The 17,274-nt window shown below is 42.8% G+C and carries 9 protein-coding genes, 1 other RNA gene and 3 pseudogenes; 7 read left to right on the top strand and 6 right to left on the bottom strand.

Going from position 1 to position 17,274, the window contains the following annotated elements; genetic code table 11:
* Positions 1 to 5: 5 nt before the first annotated feature.
* The 5 genes and pseudogenes from arnT (at position 6) to GKR74_RS13820 (ending at position 4,116) form a co-directional block, all read left to right on the top strand.
* Positions 6 to 1,667 (top strand): annotated as a pseudogene (gene arnT / locus GKR74_RS13840) (lipid IV(A) 4-amino-4-deoxy-L-arabinosyltransferase).
* Positions 1,661 to 2,047 (top strand): annotated as a pseudogene (gene arnE / locus GKR74_RS13835) (4-amino-4-deoxy-L-arabinose-phosphoundecaprenol flippase subunit ArnE). Before arnT ends, arnE begins: the two co-directional pseudogenes overlap by 7 nt.
* On the top strand, positions 2,005 to 2,412 hold the full coding sequence (gene arnF / locus GKR74_RS13830; protein WP_154604013.1) for a 4-amino-4-deoxy-L-arabinose-phosphoundecaprenol flippase subunit ArnF: 408 nt from the start codon (positions 2,005 to 2,007) through the stop codon (positions 2,410 to 2,412). The pseudogene arnE and the gene arnF overlap by 43 nt, the downstream one beginning before the upstream one ends.
* Before the next feature lie 127 nt (positions 2,413 to 2,539).
* Positions 2,540 to 3,025 (top strand): C40 family peptidase, encoded by a 486-nt coding sequence (locus GKR74_RS13825; protein ID WP_154604012.1) that lies wholly within the window; start codon positions 2,540 to 2,542, stop codon positions 3,023 to 3,025.
* A gap of 74 nt (positions 3,026 to 3,099) precedes the next feature.
* Positions 3,100 to 4,116, top strand: coding sequence for a lipoate--protein ligase A (locus GKR74_RS13820; RefSeq protein ID WP_154604011.1), 1,017 nt, complete (start codon positions 3,100 to 3,102; stop codon positions 4,114 to 4,116).
* A gap of 84 nt (positions 4,117 to 4,200) precedes the next feature.
* On the opposite strand, the gene GKR74_RS13815 is transcribed toward GKR74_RS13820, so the two are convergent.
* The 4 genes from GKR74_RS13815 to ppsR form a co-directional block, all read right to left on the bottom strand.
* Positions 4,201 to 4,572 (bottom strand): helix-turn-helix domain-containing protein, encoded by a 372-nt coding sequence (locus GKR74_RS13815; protein ID WP_006813273.1) that lies wholly within the window; start codon positions 4,570 to 4,572, stop codon positions 4,201 to 4,203.
* A 489-nt stretch (positions 4,573 to 5,061) separates the two neighbouring features.
* Positions 5,062 to 7,203: a TonB-dependent receptor domain-containing protein gene (locus tag GKR74_RS13810; RefSeq protein WP_154604010.1), complete on the bottom strand. Its 2,142-nt coding sequence runs from the start codon at positions 7,201 to 7,203 to the stop codon at positions 5,062 to 5,064.
* Positions 7,204 to 7,479: 276 nt separating this feature from the next.
* On the bottom strand, positions 7,480 to 8,529 hold the full coding sequence (locus tag GKR74_RS13805) for a 3-deoxy-7-phosphoheptulonate synthase (protein ID WP_154604009.1): 1,050 nt from the start codon (positions 8,527 to 8,529) through the stop codon (positions 7,480 to 7,482).
* 136 nt (positions 8,530 to 8,665) lie between these two features.
* Positions 8,666 to 9,508: a posphoenolpyruvate synthetase regulatory kinase/phosphorylase PpsR gene (ppsR, locus tag GKR74_RS13800; protein ID WP_154604422.1), complete on the bottom strand. Its 843-nt coding sequence runs from the start codon at positions 9,506 to 9,508 to the stop codon at positions 8,666 to 8,668.
* Positions 9,509 to 9,789: 281 nt separating this feature from the next.
* Between ppsR and ppsA the strand changes: the two genes are divergently transcribed.
* Positions 9,790 to 12,168 carry a phosphoenolpyruvate synthase gene (gene ppsA / locus GKR74_RS13795; protein WP_154604008.1) on the top strand — a complete coding sequence of 793 codons (2,379 nt, stop codon included), beginning with the start codon at positions 9,790 to 9,792 and terminating at the stop codon, positions 12,166 to 12,168.
* A 341-nt stretch (positions 12,169 to 12,509) separates the two neighbouring features.
* Here the strand turns inward: ppsA and rprA are convergent.
* Positions 12,510 to 12,619: antisense sRNA RprA (gene rprA, locus GKR74_RS13790), an RNA gene on the bottom strand.
* Between the two features lie 233 nt (positions 12,620 to 12,852).
* On the bottom strand, positions 12,853 to 13,968 hold the full coding sequence (gene ydiK / locus GKR74_RS13785) for an AI-2E family transporter YdiK (RefSeq protein WP_036950431.1): 1,116 nt from the start codon (positions 13,966 to 13,968) through the stop codon (positions 12,853 to 12,855).
* A gap of 254 nt (positions 13,969 to 14,222) precedes the next feature.
* Here ydiK and ydiJ point away from each other — a divergent pair.
* Positions 14,223 to 17,273, top strand: a pseudogene (gene ydiJ / locus GKR74_RS13780) (D-2-hydroxyglutarate dehydrogenase YdiJ); the annotation flags it as partial.
* Position 17,274 lies beyond the last annotated feature (1 nt).

Here is a 17,274-nt window from a genome sequence, read left to right as displayed (position 1 = left end):
TACCCATGTTGAATAACCGAGCGAGCAAAGTAGGAGCCTCTCTGCTGGCTCTTTTTTTTGTCTTGACCTATTTGTTGCCGTTAAACAGCCGTTTACTTTGGCAGCCGGATGAAACCCGTTATGCGGAAATCAGTCGCGAAATGCTACAACGCGGCGACTGGATTGTGCCGTACATGCTGGATATTCGTTACTTTGAAAAACCAGTGGCGGGGTATTGGATCAACAATATTAGCCAAATGATTTTTGGTGACACAAACTTTGCAGTTCGTTTCGGTTCTGTCTTCTGTATTTTATTGAGCACTCTGCTGGTTTACCGCATGGCAAAAATGATGTGGCGTAATAGCCATGTTGCTTATGTGGCAAGCTTCATCTACATTTCGATGTTCTTGGTGTTTGCAGTAGGAACATACAGCGTTCTCGACCCGATGCTATCGTTATGGATAGCCGCCAGTATGTTCTGTTGCTTATGGGCAATGAAAGCTCGAGAGGTTAAAACCAAACTCGCCGCGTGGGGAGCTCTTGGCTTGGCTTGCGGTATGGCATTCATGACCAAAGGCTTTTTAGCCTTAGCCATTCCCGTCATCGTGATGCTACCTATCACCTTGTATCAAAAACGTTTTCTTGAAATGCTCAAATATGGACCATTAGCGATTATCACTGCGGTGATCATCAGCTTGCCATGGGCATTAGCAATAGCCAAACAAGAACCGGATTACTGGAATTACTTCTTCTGGGTTGAGCATGTGAAACGCTTTACGGCGGATGATGCTCAGCACGTCGCGCCATTCTGGTACTACATTCCGATTATTTTGCTTGGGGCTATTCCGTGGATGGGCTTAGTACCTGGCTCTTTAATTAAAGGATGGAAAGAGCGTAAATCTAGCCCGGATATGTTCTTTTTATTATGTTGGTTTGTGGTGCCGGTGATTTTCTTCAGTGTTTCACGCGGAAAATTACCGACTTACATGCTGCCGTTTATGGCGCCATTGGCGCTATTAATGGCGAAATATGGTGTGGATTGTGTACGCAATGGCACCATGAAGGCATTGAAAGCTAACGGAATTATTAACATTGTTATCGGGATTGCCGCCGTGATCGCGGTGATTATTGTCAGCAGTGTGATCAAAAAGCCCCTATATGAGCATGATGAATGGTCAAAAATGGTACTGGGTGTTGTCGCATTTTCGATTTGGGCGATCATCGGTTATCTCTGCACGGTACTGAATGCAAAATACTGGTTATGGGCGGCGTCTTGCTCATTGGCAGTCAGTTTATGTATTGGTAGCGCATTGCCAAATAACACGATTGACTCGAAGTTACCGCAGAATTTTATTCATCAAAATCATGATCTTTTGATGAACAGCCAGTATTTGATGGCAAGTAACGTTGGAGTGGCTGCGGGACTGGCATGGGAAACCAAAAATTCCAATATTTATCTCTATAATAGCAGCGGTGAATTAACCTATGGCTTGGAATACCCAGACAGTGCGCATCGTTTGGTTAAACCGGATGAATTTGCGGCATGGCTAGCGAAAGCTCGCCAAGAAGGGCAGGTCACCGTGGTGTTCTTGTTAGGTAAAAAAGAAGGTTTGCCAGACATTCCTAAGCCGGATGAAGTCATTAAGAATTCCCGTATGGCAATAGTGGTTTACCATAAACAATGATAGCGCAATTACTTCTATTACTCCTTGTCAGTGTGTTGACTTGCATTGGGCAAATTGCCCAAAAGCAAGCGGTCGTCACTTGGCAAGGAGACAAACATAATAAAGCCGCATCTGCCATTCGTTGGTTGGTGCTGGCGGTATTAATGCTGGGATTGGGAATGCTGTTTTGGCTAAAGTTATTGGAAACAATGCCACTCAGTATTGCCTACCCGATGCTCAGTATTAATTTCGTCTTGGTCACATTGATAGGGCAATTTGTCTACCATGAGCAAACTGGACTAAACCACTGGCTTGGGGTTGCCTCAATCATGATAGGGATACTACTGATGAGTATAAGTGTATGAATAAAGGATACTTATGGGTACTCGGTAGCGCGCTATTAGTCACCGTCGCACAACTTAGTCTGAAAGCGGGAGTTGTGGAACTTCCATCGTTCTCTCTAGGTTGGCACTGGTTGCAGCTAGAATGGCTAGCAGATAATGCGGCAAGTTTAGGGATTATCTTTGTCGGGTTAGTCTGTTATGCGTTATCAATGTTGTGCTGGTTATTCGCGTTAAAATACATTGCGCTCAATAAAGCCTACCCGCTTATCAGTCTCAGCTATGTGTTTGTTTATATACTGGCAGTGGTGCTTCCATGGTTCAATGAGCCTGCCACTGGATTAAAAGCCGCGGGGATAGCGTTTATTCTGTTAGGCGTATGGCTGATCAGTCGACCTTCCAAGCCTTTAACCAAAAAAGCTAAATAGCATCAGATAATTAGCCTTAGGTGTTTATTTTCTGCGCGTTGTACATTATAGTCTCGCGTATTAGGATATCACTTAAGGTGATTGTTTTTTAGTTATCTATACCCACGGGTTATCTATAAGGTACGCTATGATAGTGAATCTCAAATACCTACCATTGCTGTGTTGCCTCGTGTTGATTGGCTGCTCTTCATCCGTAAAACGGACATCAGCACCGCCAATGAAAACCCAATTGTCTGATCCAATCATGACTATCGCTCAACTCAAAGACCAGCTAAGCCAATGGTATGGTACGCCGTATCATTATGGTGGCATGAGCCAAAACGGCGTGGATTGCTCGGGCTTTGTCTATCGAACATTTAGTGACCGCTTTGCGATTGAAGTCCCCCGTACGACGGTTGACCAAACGCGTTTAGGTACGCGGATTGATAAATCGGATTTAATGCCGGGTGACTTGGTATTCTTCAAAACGGGATCAGGGGAAAACGGCCTGCATGTTGGGATTTACGATACGGACAACACATTTATCCATGCATCCACCAGTAAAGGCGTAATACGCTCATCGATGGATAATAGCTATTGGCGAAAAGTGTTTTGGCAGGCTCGGCGTATCTAATTTCGTTTCATTCCTCATTAATTCTTCAGTGATTATGCTATCTTAGGAGCAAGTTTTGCTTTTAGGATAGCCGAATGTCTACATTACGTTTATTTATCTCTGAATCCTTCGACCCTTGGTTTAATTTAGCGGTAGAAGAGACTATTTTTCGCCAAATGTCCGCCAACCAACGCGTGATGTTCCTATGGCGTAATGCCGATACCGTGGTCATCGGTCGTGCTCAAAATCCATGGAAAGAGTGTAACACCCGTAAAATGGAACAAGATAATGTTCGGTTAGCGCGTCGTAGCAGTGGTGGCGGGGCTGTATTTCAAGATTTAGGGAACACCTGTTTTACTTTTATGGCAGGAAAACCCGAATATGATAAAACCATCTCAACACAAATTATTGTGGATGGGCTGGCACAAGTCGGGATCCACGCAGAAATATCTGGGCGCAATGATTTAGTTCTTGAAACCGAAAATGGCCCGAGAAAAATTTCAGGCTCAGCCTACCGTGAAACTAAAGATCGTGGCTTCCACCATGGCACTTTATTGATTAATACCGATTTAAGTCGTCTAGCAAACTACCTCAATCCCGATCCTAAGAAACTGCAAGCCAAAGGGATTACGTCAGTACGTTCTCGCGTTGCCAACTTAAATGAGCTAGTACCTGATATTTCCCATGAAAAAGTGTGTGAAGGGATCATAAATAGCTTCTTTAGCTACTACGGTGAAACAGTGGAACCAGAATATATTTCACCGGAAAAACTCCCTGATTTACCTAATTTCGCAGAGACATTCGCGAAGCAAAGTAGCTGGGAATGGAACTTTGGGCAAGCGCCAGCTTTTAGTCATATGGCAGATACTCGATTCCCATGGGGCGGTATTGAATTCCACTTTGATATTGAAAAAGGCGTGATAACGCGCTGCCAATTTTTCACCGACAGTCTCGAACCATCGCCATTGGAGTGGTTAAGTCAGCAACTCGTGGGGCAAGTCTATCAAACGGAAACTGTGCGTCAGTTGATGGCAAAAATGACCGTATTGTGGCCAGAATTGACTGAACAATTTGCAGATTTAGAAGGTTGGTTGGTGAACGAACTGAGATAAAAAAAGAGCCGATTATTTATCGGCTCAAAAAATAGATTTCGTTGGAATGGGTGTTTGAGGGTGTAACGAAAATCTAATGCGCGCTTAATGATGGCAATTGCAAGTCATAAAGGTTTTGCATTCTGGTAACTCACCTGCTTGACGGAATTTAGCAGGGGTAGTATCAAAGTGTTTTTTGAAAATACGGGTAAATGTCGCTTGTGAGCTAAAGCCATATTGCAACGCGATATCGAGAATAGGTAAGTTGCCTTCACGTAATGATTTAGCCGCTTCTAATAGGCGACGTTTACGAACATATTCACCCAGTGTGCAGCCCTTAAGCTCTTTAAATACACGCTGTAAATGCCATTTCGAATACCCGCTTTTATCCGCGATAGTATCAATTTTGATGCCTTCATTACGTTGTAATTGGCTTTCAAGCCATCTAATGATTTCATTGACTACACTTTCTGACATATCTACCTCCTACTCTAGTAGGCTATTGTTCATTAATAACTAATAATAACTCATGAAATTATGGTCTATTCTTCCTTTTTTTCCGATATATCGATAGGCTAATCGTGCGGTTTTTGAATGAGAATAACTATTGTTACGATAGTTTTCATTAAAATGCGAAAAACTAAACATACATTAATGAATGTTAATTGCTAATAAAATACAATTAGTTATGTTTATTTTTGTGAGTGAGTATAGCTTTATTTAAGCTGCCAATAGACTTGTTCAAATTTATTGTTGGTGCTGTTCTATTTTATTAACCAAGTAAATTATTGAAATTTTATTTGACGCAATAATGAACAAAATACTTCAAGACAATATAACAATTAACAGGAAATTCCGAAGTGAATTGTTTTCTTAACGATAGTGCGTGTATTGAAAGGTTCATTTACCCATGGAATTTAAGATTGGGATAAATGAACCTGATTTCAATATGTAGTTACTTATTAATTACCATTGATAACTGACATTCCAATAAAAATTACGACCTTCCTGAGGCACGTCCATAGAAGAGACATAGTTTCTATCAAACGCATTCTTGAGGGTTAGGGTAGTATTGAGCCCTTTGACAAATTGGTCGGCTTTGTAGTTTACGTAAAAATCATGAACGCCATAACCAGCCCGCTGGAAAATCTCACGGCGGTAGCGGTCTAGATCGTTAGAATTTTTTCTATCAGGCAGTTTATAGGTACTATCTCCCGTAATTTTTGTTCTTGCGGCAAATTCGCCAGTCCAGCCCACATTAATTCCGGTGTTCGCTATAGGTGCATTGAATTTAATCATCATCGATTCAGGTCGAATAGAAGAAAGAGCGTGATTTTCTAAATCTTCTTTTCCAGAGGTTAAATTATGGTTGAGGCTCAAATCAAACCACTGAGACTGATAGTGAATAAAGCTATCGAAACCAGCAATGGTGGCCGATGGCACATTGGCATAGAAAATTTCTTCAGGGAACCAGACATAATATAAATCGCGGTTCACTTTCCTTTTATATTGGCTATGCATCGCAATGTAGTTATGAGCTTTAGTATGGAAATAGGTTGTTCCAAAGCTGAGCGTATCACCCGTTAACACAAAATCGTCGAAGCTGAGTTTTAGGCCTGCTTCTGTAGTTTTATTGGTTTCTGGTTTTAAATCAGGGGACGTTCTAAAGACTGAAGTGCCGGCCCATTTGGTGGAAAAGTGAAGTGAGTTATTGTACAACTCCGCCATTCTTGGCGCGCGATAGCCTTCGGCATACGAGGAATGAAGACTTAGCCAATGCGTTGGTGTCGCGCTAATGGCAAAACGTGAAGACCAATTGGTATGTTTGCTTTTGGCAAAACCATCGCGATTGACACTATATTGTGTAAAACGCGTTCCAGCTGAAAGCGTCACAGGCACATGGGCAAACGTGAGTTCATTGTTTAGCCAACCGGAGGTATTTGATAACTCTGTGGGTGGATAGCTAATTGCATATTGATTCGGTTTTTGTTTTTGTTGATAGTGTTCAATACCGCTTTGAATATTGCTGTATGCCCAGCTCGATACAGGTAAAGTAAAGTGGTTTGAAAATTTAGAACCATAGGTATATTGATTACGACTTTCGGCACCATACTCCGTTGGTTTTTTAGCGGCTTTAACTAAATCTAATTGGCTTAGGCTGAGATCAGTATAATAAATATCCCATTCACCTTCCCATTGAAGCTTGTTTGTCGGTTTAAAAGCCTGATTAATGAGGATATCACGCTGATGAGCATTACGTTGAGTTGGGGTATTTGGGAACATCTGTTTCTTTGTATCTACGGAAGCCGGTTGTTTAAGGCTTAGCCCATCATTGCGATACTCTCTCAGCTGTAATCCAAGGTGATAAGCAGGGTTTGCCATCCAGGTGGTTTTAAACATCCAATTATGGATCTTTTCTTGGTTATCAAAAGGGGCTGAATCAATTGATGCCATTAAATATTTTTTGCGTTGGCTATAGCTGAGTAGGGCATCAACAGAATCACTGCGCCCAAGTAATGTTCCCCCCGCATAATAACCATGATCATTACGGTTGATACCACTAAATAAGCGCCCTCCGATATTTTGTCCGGGTGCTAACACTTCTGAAGCGCTGAGGGTTTTAAGGGAAATAACGCCAGCAAGCGCGCCGCTGCCGTGTTGTACAGAAGATGCGCCTTTATGTACATAGGCTTTACTGATCAGTGAGGGATCAATCAGTGTGGCATCAAATAAGCCAGAATTAAAATCCTGAACCACATTATCCACCATAATTTTGACACCACGGGAGTCGTAGCCTCGCATCTGCACTGACTGTCCATAGGTACTGCCAGCACCCGTCACAAAAATACCAGCCTGACCTTTTAATAGGTCGAGCGCAGATGTGGCGGTTTGTTGTTCTGGTGCGGTTGCGTCAATCACCTCAAATTGCTCAGCAACGGCAAACTTTTCGTGGCTCAATGGAGTGGTGGTGACGTGAATGATATCGTCGGCGGCAAAACTTGCAGTACTGAACCCAGTCATAGCAAGGGCGACGGTTAATGTTGATAAAGAAAATACTTTGCTGTGTGAAGCACCTGAAGTTGATGCTGATCTCAATGTAAGCGCCATTAGGAAATCCTTTCCTGAGTAATATGATTCTAGCAGCCAAGATAATAAAAAAATTATCTATGGGTAGCATATAGTTAAAAACGAGAATCATTATCGTTAATAAAATGACGGCATCAAGTGTTTTTCGGTTAATAATATTAAAATAATTGAGATTATAAGGTGATTATATTGTTGAATGAATGTATTGGTAGTGACTTATTTGGGCGAGGAATGGAGATAAGCGCTTTAGATTATAATACAATTTAAAGCGCTTATTTTGGCTATGGACCGCGAGACTTATTTGAAGCGGAAGTTAACCGCGTCAGCCAGAATTTCAATCAACTGTTCGGTGTCTTCCCAACCTAAACATGGATCGGTAATCGATTGACCATAAACTAGAGGTTGGCCTGCACAGATTTTTTGATTACCTTCTTTTAAGAAGCTTTCTGCCATCACACCACTAATTGCTGTGGAACCTTGCTTAATTTGTTGAGCGATATCTTGTGCCACATCTAATTGGCGACGATGAATTTTCTGGCAGTTACCGTGGCTGAAGTCCACCACTAAATGCTCAGCTAAACCAAATTCATTTAATTTTTCACATGCTTGTGAAATGTACTGCGCTTCATAGTTAGGCTTCTTGCCACCACGCATAATGATATGCCCATGAGGGTTACCACTGGTTTGGTAGATAGTCATCTGCCCGCTCTTATCTGGCGATAAAAACATATGTTGCGCTTTGGCTGCACGAATAGCATCAATAGCGATATTGATATTGCCATCTGTACCGTTTTTAAAACCAACAGGACAGGAGAGCGCCGAAGCCATTTCTCGGTGGATCTGACTTTCAGTAGTACGAGCGCCAATCGCTCCCCAGCTAATTAAGTCCGCAATATATTGCCCCGTCACCATGTCGAGGAATTCGGTGGCGGTTGCTAACCCTAATTGATTAACTTCAATCAAAAGTTTGCGCGCTAAGCGGATACCGGTGTTTACTTGACATGAATTATCAAGATGCGGATCAGAAATTAAGCCTTTCCAGCCCACAACGGTACGCGGTTTTTCAAAATAGGTGCGCATGACAATTTCTAAGCGATCTTGATATTTTTGACGTAACGTATTTAGCTTATTAGCGTATTCAATTGCGGCATCAATATCATGAATAGAGCAAGGACCTACAATTACCAGCAAGCGCAGGTCTTCACCGGATAGGATCTTTTCAATTCTTTTACGTGACGCTGTCACGTTATCGGCAATTGCTTGGGATATCGGAAATTCCTCAGCGAGCACTTGTGGTGTAATTAAACTGTCCACTCGCTGAGTTCGTAACTCATCTGTTTTATGCATTTTGTTTCTCAAAACTTTTACTCGGCTGAGCCATTTCGTACAGCCGTATTAGTGACTAAGGTCACAATAAACGAAACTGGCTCAAATTCAAACCACCAACTTGGGTTGAATGAATAATTTTTTATATTTTATTTTGTTAAAAAATACGACGTTGTAATCCCATCGTATCAATCACTTTCGCTGAAATTTCTTCAACAGAGTAGTTGGTAGTATTTAAGTAATTGATTTTATTCTGTCTAAATAGAGCTTCTACTTCAGCAATTTCAATACGACACTGACGAAGTGAGGCGTAACGGCTGTTTTCACGTCGCTCTTCACGAATTGCCGCGAGTCGTTCAGGACTGATGGTTAAACCAAAAAGTTTATGGGTATAGGGGCGTAATGCGGCAGGTAGCTGTAAATTGTCCATATCATCGGCAGTGAACGGGTAGTTGGCGGCTTGTATGCCAAATTGCATCGCTAAATATAAGCTTGTTGGAGTTTTACCGCAGCGAGAGACGCCAATTAAGATCACTTGCGCTTGTTCAAGGTTACGCAATGAGATGCCATCATCGTGAGCGAGGGTATATTCAATTGCTGCAATACGGGCATCATATTGATTCATATTTTGCATGGATAACCCGTGGGTACGATTAAGTTTTGGCTCTGGCTCTAACCCGACTTCTCTCTGTATTGGGGCGACCAAACTTTGCACGATATCCTGACAAAAACCCGCACTTTGAGTAATGATTTCTTTCACTTCAGGGGAAATTATTGAATAAAACACCAGTGGTCGAAGGTCTGTTTCAGCATAGATAGTGTCGATTTTTTGTTTAATTTCAAGCGCTCGTGCTTGCGTAGTAACGAACGGTAAGGTGTAAGAAATAAAGGATAATGGAAATTGGGATAAGACGGCGTGCCCTAACGTTTCAGCTGTGATTGCAGTACCATCAGAGATGAAAAAAACGGTGCGTTGGACTTGACTGGCATTTTTACTCATAGAATTTAATTCGCTCATAACTGGCTTCTTTTTATCGTATTTTTTCTGAGTTTTGGAAAATATTGTAAGTGAATAAACATTTAAAAATCATTTATGGGGGGAAGTATAGACAAATTTTGAACAATTTTTAGAACAAAAAAATTTTATTAATTGATGGAACGATTCACCAGTCCATCTTCCCATAACGTCTGTGCTAGTCTATTCGCGAGGCGAATTTTCGCCAACGAGATTTTTTACGATTTGTTGTCTGTCACTAAATTGCTATAAAAGGATCGCTTTCAATGTCCACAAATGGCCTTACTCCGTGTAATGTACTTTGGTATAACCAATTAGGGATGAATGATGTTGACCGTGTTGGAGGCAAAAACGCTTCCCTCGGTGAAATGATCACCAACTTGTCCGATCTTGGTGTATCCGTACCAAACGGTTTTGCGACAACCGCACAGGCGTTTAATGATTTTCTGGAGCAGAGCGGTGTAAACCAGCGTATTTACAACCTGCTAGATGAAACGGATATTGATGATGTGAATCAACTGGCGACAGCCGGTGCTCAGATCCGCCAATGGGTGATTGATACCCCATTGACGCCAGCATTAGAGCAGGATATTCGCGAAGCTTTCCTTCAATTATCTGAAGGTGAAGCAGAAGCGTCATTCGCTGTTCGCTCATCAGCAACCGCTGAAGATATGCCTGATGCCTCATTTGCTGGGCAGCAAGAGACATTCCTCAACGTTCAAGGGATTGATGCGGTTTTGGTTGCCATTAAACATGTATTTGCGTCGCTGTTTAATGACCGTGCTATTTCTTACCGTGTACACCAAGGCTACGATCATCGTGGCGTCGCGTTATCTGCGGGTGTGCAAAGAATGGTGCGTTCTGACCTCGCTTCTTCCGGTGTTATGTTTACTATCGATACTGAATCTGGTTTCGACCAAGTTGTCTTTATTACTTCCGCTTATGGTCTTGGTGAGATGGTTGTACAGGGCGCGGTAAACCCAGATGAATTCTATGTCCATAAACCAACCCTACAAAATAATAAGCCTGCGATTGTACGTCGTACATTAGGTTCTAAAAAATTGCAGATGGTCTATGCCGACAGTAAAGAGCACGGTAAACAAGTGAAGATTGAAGATGTGCCAGAAGCGCTACGCAATCGTTTCTCTTTAGCTGATCACGAAGTGGAAGAGCTGGCTCGTCAAGCTTTACAGATCGAAAAACACTACGGTCGTCCAATGGATATCGAATGGGCAAAAGATGGCCATAATGGTCGTTTGTATATTGTTCAAGCGCGTCCGGAAACCGTTCGTTCTAACCAACAGGTTATGGAACGCTATCAACTGAAAGACCAAGGGCAGGTCTTAGTTGAAGGTCGTGCAATCGGTCATCGTATTGGCGCAGGTTCGGTTAAAGTCATCCATAACTTAAGTGAGATGGATAGAATTCAGCCGGGTGACGTATTAGTGACGGACATGACGGATCCTGACTGGGAACCTATCATGAAAAAAGCCGCTGCTATCGTGACAAACCGTGGCGGTCGTACTTGCCATGCGGCGATTATCGCGCGTGAACTTGGGATCCCTGCCGTTGTTGGCTGTGGTGATGCAACTGAGCGTTTGAAAGAAGACCAAGAGGTCACGATTTCTTGTGCTGAAGGGGATACTGGCTTCGTTTATGATGGCAAATTAGATTTTGAAATTCACAGCTCTGAAGTGGATAACATGCCTGACTTGAACGTCAAAATCATGATGAACGTGGGTAACCCAGACCGTGCATTTGATTTTGCTTGCTTACCAAACGAAGGTGTCGGCTTAGCGAGACTCGAATTTATCATCAACCGTATGATCGGTGTTCACCCAAGAGCGCTGTTAGAGTTCGATGCTCAGACGCCAGAATTACAAGCAGAAATCCGCAATATGATGGTCGGCTATGACGACCCTGTTGAATTCTACGTTAGCAAGCTGACTGAAGGGATTTCAACACTCGCCGCTGCATTCTGGCCAAAACGCGTGATCGTACGTTTATCTGACTTTAAGTCCAATGAATATGCCAACTTAGTCGGTGGGGATATTTATGAGCCTGAAGAAGAGAACCCAATGTTGGGCTTCCGTGGGGCTGGGCGTTATGTGTCGGATAGCTTCCGTGCATGTTTTGCACTGGAATGTGAAGCTGTTAAACGCGTTCGCAACAAGATGGGTCTGACTAACGTTGAAGTGATGATCCCGTTTGTTCGCACAGTAGCACAAGCCGAGTCGGTGGTTGCTGAGCTGGCAAAACACGACCTGAAACGTGGTGAGAATGGCTTAAAAGTGATTATGATGTGTGAAATCCCATCTAACGCACTGCTAGCTGACCAGTTCCTTGAACACTTTGATGGCTTCTCCATTGGTTCTAACGACATGACTCAGTTAACCCTCGGTCTTGATAGAGACTCGGGTGTTGTATCTGAATTGTTTGATGAGCGTAATGATGCGGTTAAGGCAATGTTATCAATGGCAATCAAGGCTGCGAAGCGTCAGAACAAGTATGTCGGTATTTGTGGTCAAGGTCCATCAGACCACCAAGACTTTGCACAATGGCTGGTAGATGAAGGCATTGATAGCCTATCGTTGAACCCAGATACTGTGGTGCAAACTTGGCTAACAATCGCTGAAAATCAATAATTTAATTATTAATTTTTAGATTGTTCATTATAAGAAGGTCGGTAAATAATTATTATTTACCGACCTTTGTTTATATATAGAGGCAACCTATTACAGCAATAGAATTAAACCTAATATAAGTTTAATTTACGTAAATATTCATAATATATTATTCAGATTTTCAGCAAAATAAAACTATAGTCTCATAAATAGATTCATTATTAATGTTAAATAAAAAGTTATTAAATAATTAAAACCATTAAATCCATTACTCCAATTATGCGTAATTACGTATAAGGAGAGTAATTAGAATATTATATTGCCACTGTAATAGTGAGAGTTGGGGATGGGGGATGTAGGGATAAAAAAAAAGCCTATCATGGGCTGACAGGCAAAGACTACACACAGCAATTTGGTTAAGTAAGTTACGTTAGAAATTAAATAACATAACTTATTAATTCGTTATCGAAGAGATATTAACAGGGATATATTAAACTGTTTAAATAAGTTAATCACTCGGAACACTCTTAATAAGATATTACTTATTGTTCCCAAATGATTATTCATTCGATGGGGGGAATATTAACATAATTAAAGATAAAAACTAACAGTAGTGTGTTAAATATTGTTTCTAAATATTAATGAGAATAGATAGTCGAGAAAATATGTTCAAAATGAAACATATTTTCTCGAATTAAATGAAATTTATTTCTTCATTAAGAATTCTTCTTCAAGGAATTTTTCGGTGGCCTCTAAATTCTCACTTGGTGGAGCCACTTCATTCATCCACGCTTTGAGCAGGCTATAAGAGACAGCCAGCACCACAGGACCAATGAATAAGCCAATCATACCGAATGATAAGATACCGCCGATAACACCCACTAAAATAAGTACCATGGGAAGATCTGCACCCATTTTAATCAGCCAAGGGCGTAATACGCCATCCATTGTGGCAACCACTGCCGCCCAGACACCGAGAATGATTGCCCAGGTGGTATCCCCAGTCCAAAATAGCCATAGAACGGAAGGAACCATGACTAATAGTGGGCCAAGTTGTGCGACGCAGCAGATAAAAATCAAGACCGTCAAAATGGCTGCGTAACTAATACCCGATAGAGCTAAACCGACGCCACCTACAATGGCTTGAATTAACGCGGTAACAACCACGCCAAGTGCGACTGCACGAATAGATTGTGCTGCAAGTACCACTGCTGCGTCGCCACGGATGCCCGCAAGACGTACGGCAAAGTGACGAACACCGATTGTCACAAGCTCACCTTTATAATAGAGCAGCCCACTAAACAGCAGCATTAATACGAGGTGGAATAAGAAGCGGCTGGCACTAACGGCCTGCGTTGCAAACCATCCTGCGGCTTGACCGAAATAAGGTTGAACTTTAGCCAATAACGCGTTACCACCACTTGCCACTAAACTGTGCCAAGCGTAATACAGTTTTTCTCCGACCATGGGCACTTGATTCAGCCACTCTAAATCCGGCAAGGTGATACTGGCCGGTGACTTAGCCAATTCGATAAGCGGCGCACTGTTTTGAATAATGCTGCCAATCAAAATACTGGTTGGAATAACAAAAAGAAGGAAGATCAGTAGAACCATGGTCAGTGAAGCAAGCCAGCGCTTATTCCAAAGACGTGCTTGTAGTCGTAAGAGAATTGGCCAAGTAGCAATCACCATCATCCCCGCCCATACGAATCCTAAAATAAATGGGCTTAAGACCCAAAAACAGGTCGCTATCATAAAGATAATGGAGAGCAGTCCCAGGACGAGTTTGGGTAAATCCAAACGTTTTTGCGATTTTTCCATTAATGATCAATCCTTAACAAATGAAAATTCTGTGGGGTTAGGGCTTTTACAGGTGAAAATAACGTAATTATTTTTCATGCTTAAAAGAAACGATATTGTGATATGGTTTTACTGACAATGTCACCGGCAGATGCGCTATCTTTACAGGCTGCGAGGGAACACTTCAATAAACCTTGTGCCTATTGTGCTACTTAAACTAAAGATAGTACATAACGACAAATGCGATTACTCAACAACAAGAGTCATGATTAATAATGATCCCGCGTATATCTGAAGCACCACATCTTAGTCAGCTAGCTATCCAATTTCTGCACGAGCTACAACAGCAAGGTTTTACTGGTGATACTGGCACCAGTTACGCTGAGCGCTTATCCATGGCTACTGACAACAGCATTTATCAGCTATTACCACAAGCCGTCATCTTCCCTCGTTCCAGCGCTGATGTACAAATTATTACCCGCGTTGCTGGGCAAGATAAATACCGCGAATTAAGTTTCACGCCGCGTGGCGGGGGAACGGGCACCAATGGACAATCGCTCACCGAAGGGATTGTGGTGGACATGTCCCGCTATATGAATCGAATTTTAGAAATCAACCCAGAACAGGGATGGGTAAAAGTTGAAGCTGGCGTGATTAAAGACCAACTCAACCAATTTCTAAAACCGTATGGCTACTTTTTCTCTCCGGAGCTATCCACAAGTAACCGAGCAACATTGGGCGGAATGATCAACACTGATGCCTCTGGACAGGGGTCTTTAGTGTATGGCAAAACGTCAGACCATGTTTTAGGTGTCAAAGCGATGGTTTTAGGGGGCGCTTGCCTCGATACTCGCGCTATGCCTATCGAACTCGCCCAAACGATTGCGTTAGAGGATTCAGTCGAAGGGCGTATCTATAAAACCGTTCTTGAACGCTGCTTAGAACAGCGTTCGTTAATCGAAGAAAAATTTCCAAAACTAAACCGATTTTTAACGGGCTATGACTTACGCCATGTTTTTAATGATGACCTTACTCAGTTTGATTTAACGCGAATTTTAACGGGGTCTGAAGGCTCGCTGGCGTTTATAACGGAAGCCACTCTGGATATCACGCCGCTACCGAAAGTGCGCCGTTTGGTGAACGTCAAATATGATTCGTTTGAATCCGCGTTGCGTAACGCACCATTTATGGTGCAGGCGCAAGCGCTCTCTGTAGAAACCGTCGACTCGAAGGTTCTGAATCTCGCGAAAGAAGATATTGTTTGGCACTCTGTAAAATCGCTGATCACTGATGTACCGAATAAAGAGATGCTTGGGCTGAACATTGTTGAGTTTAGTGGCGATGATGAAGACGAAATCAATCGTTTGACTGATAGCTTATGCCAGCGCCTTGATGAATTGATGGCGAGCCAGCAAGCGGGCGTGATTGGCTACCAAGTTTGTCATGATCTTGCTGATATTACCCGTATCTATAATATGCGCAAAAAAGCGGTGGGGTTATTGGGCAACAGCAAAGGTGCCGCGAAACCCATCCCATTTGTTGAGGATACCTGCGTACCACCAGAGCATCTTGCGGATTATATTGCGGAATTCAGAGCGCTATTGGATAGCCATAAACTGAATTACGGAATGTTTGGTCACGTAGATGCGGGTGTTTTACACGTTCGCCCAGCACTAGATATGTGCGACCCTCAGCAAGAAATGTTAATGAAGCAAATTTCGGATGAAATTGTTGCTTTGACGGCAAAATATGGCGGTTTATTGTGGGGGGAACACGGTAAAGGCTTCAGAGCGCAATATAGCCCAGAATTCTTTGGTGAAGTGCTTTACGGTGAGCTGCGCAATATTAAGGCGGCATTTGACCCTGATAACCGTTTGAACCCTGGAAAAATTTGCCCTCCAGCGGGTGTAGATGCCCCAATGAAACAGGTGGATGCAGCTAAACGTGGCACATACGATCGTCAAATCCCAATTCAAATACGCCAAGAGTTCCGCGGTGCGATGGATTGTAACGGCAACGGGCTCTGTTTCAACTTTGATGTGAAAAGCCAAATGTGCCCATCGATGAAAATTAGCCGTCAGCGTGTACATTCGCCGAAAGGTCGTGCAACGTTAGTTCGTGAATGGCTACGTTTATTGGCGGAGCAGGGCGTCACACCAGAGCAAATTGAAAAAGGCGTGAAAAGCGAATCTCCATCGTTACGTGGATTGATTGAAAAAACGCGTAACTCATGGCGGGCGAAACAGGGGGATTATGATTTTTCCCATGAAGTGAAAGAGTCAATGTCTGGATGTTTAGCTTGTAAAGCGTGCTCGACTCAATGCCCAATTAAAATTGATGTGCCGTCTTTCCGAGCAAAATTTCTTGCTCTGTACCATAGCCGTTACTTGCGACCAGTTCGTGACCATATTGTGGCGAATGTGGAAGCCAGCGCTCCGTTGATGTCAAAAGCGCCGGGCGTTTTTAACTTCTTCTTGCGTCAAACAGTGATTCAGAAACTTAGCGAGCACACCATTGGTATGGTGGATTTACCGTTATTTTCTCAACCGACGCTGAAACAGGAGTTATCAGGGCATTCGGCGACCTCCCTGACATTGGAGCAGCTTGAAGGCATGTCTGCCAGCCAGCGTGAAAACCATGTGCTTGTGGTGCAAGACCCATTCACTAGCTATTACGATGCCAAAGTGGTGGTAGACTTTGTTCGCCTGATTGAAAAATTGGGCTATAAACCTGTGTTACTCCCATTCTCACCGAATGGTAAAGCGCAGCATATCAAAGGTTTCTTAAGCCGTTTTGCGAAAACCGCACGTAAAACATCGGACTTTTTAAATCGCGTTGCTAAACTGCAATTACCGATGGTGGGTGTCGACCCTGCATTGGTACTGTGTTATCGCGATGAATACCATGAAATTTTAGGTGAGCAACAATGTCAATTTACGGTAATGCTGGCTCATGAATGGTTAATTTCATTACCGGAACAAACCAAGAATGACGGAACGGATGAGCAGCCTTGGTATCTCTTTGGCCACTGTACCGAATCAACGGCATTACCTAATAGCGCCAACCAATGGGCGACACTGTTTTCCCGTTACGGGCGTAAACTCACAAACGTGAGTGTTGGATGCTGTGGAATGGCAGGAACGTATGGTCATGAAGTCGCTAACCTTGAAAATTCAAAAGGTATTTACAACCTGTCGTGGAAACCTGCGATAGAAAAACTGCCCCTAGAACGTTGCTTAAGTTCGGGATATTCCTGTCGTAGCCAAGTAAAACGAATGGAAAAAACGGCAATCAAACACCCAATTCAAGCCTTACTGGAGATTGTTT

Source organism: Providencia sp. wls1914 (assembly GCF_009706645.1).
Lineage (GTDB): Bacteria > Pseudomonadota > Gammaproteobacteria > Enterobacterales > Enterobacteriaceae > Providencia > Providencia zhijiangensis.
The sequence above is the reverse complement of the archived record's forward strand: the minus strand, read 5'-3'. Positions and strand labels throughout refer to the sequence as shown.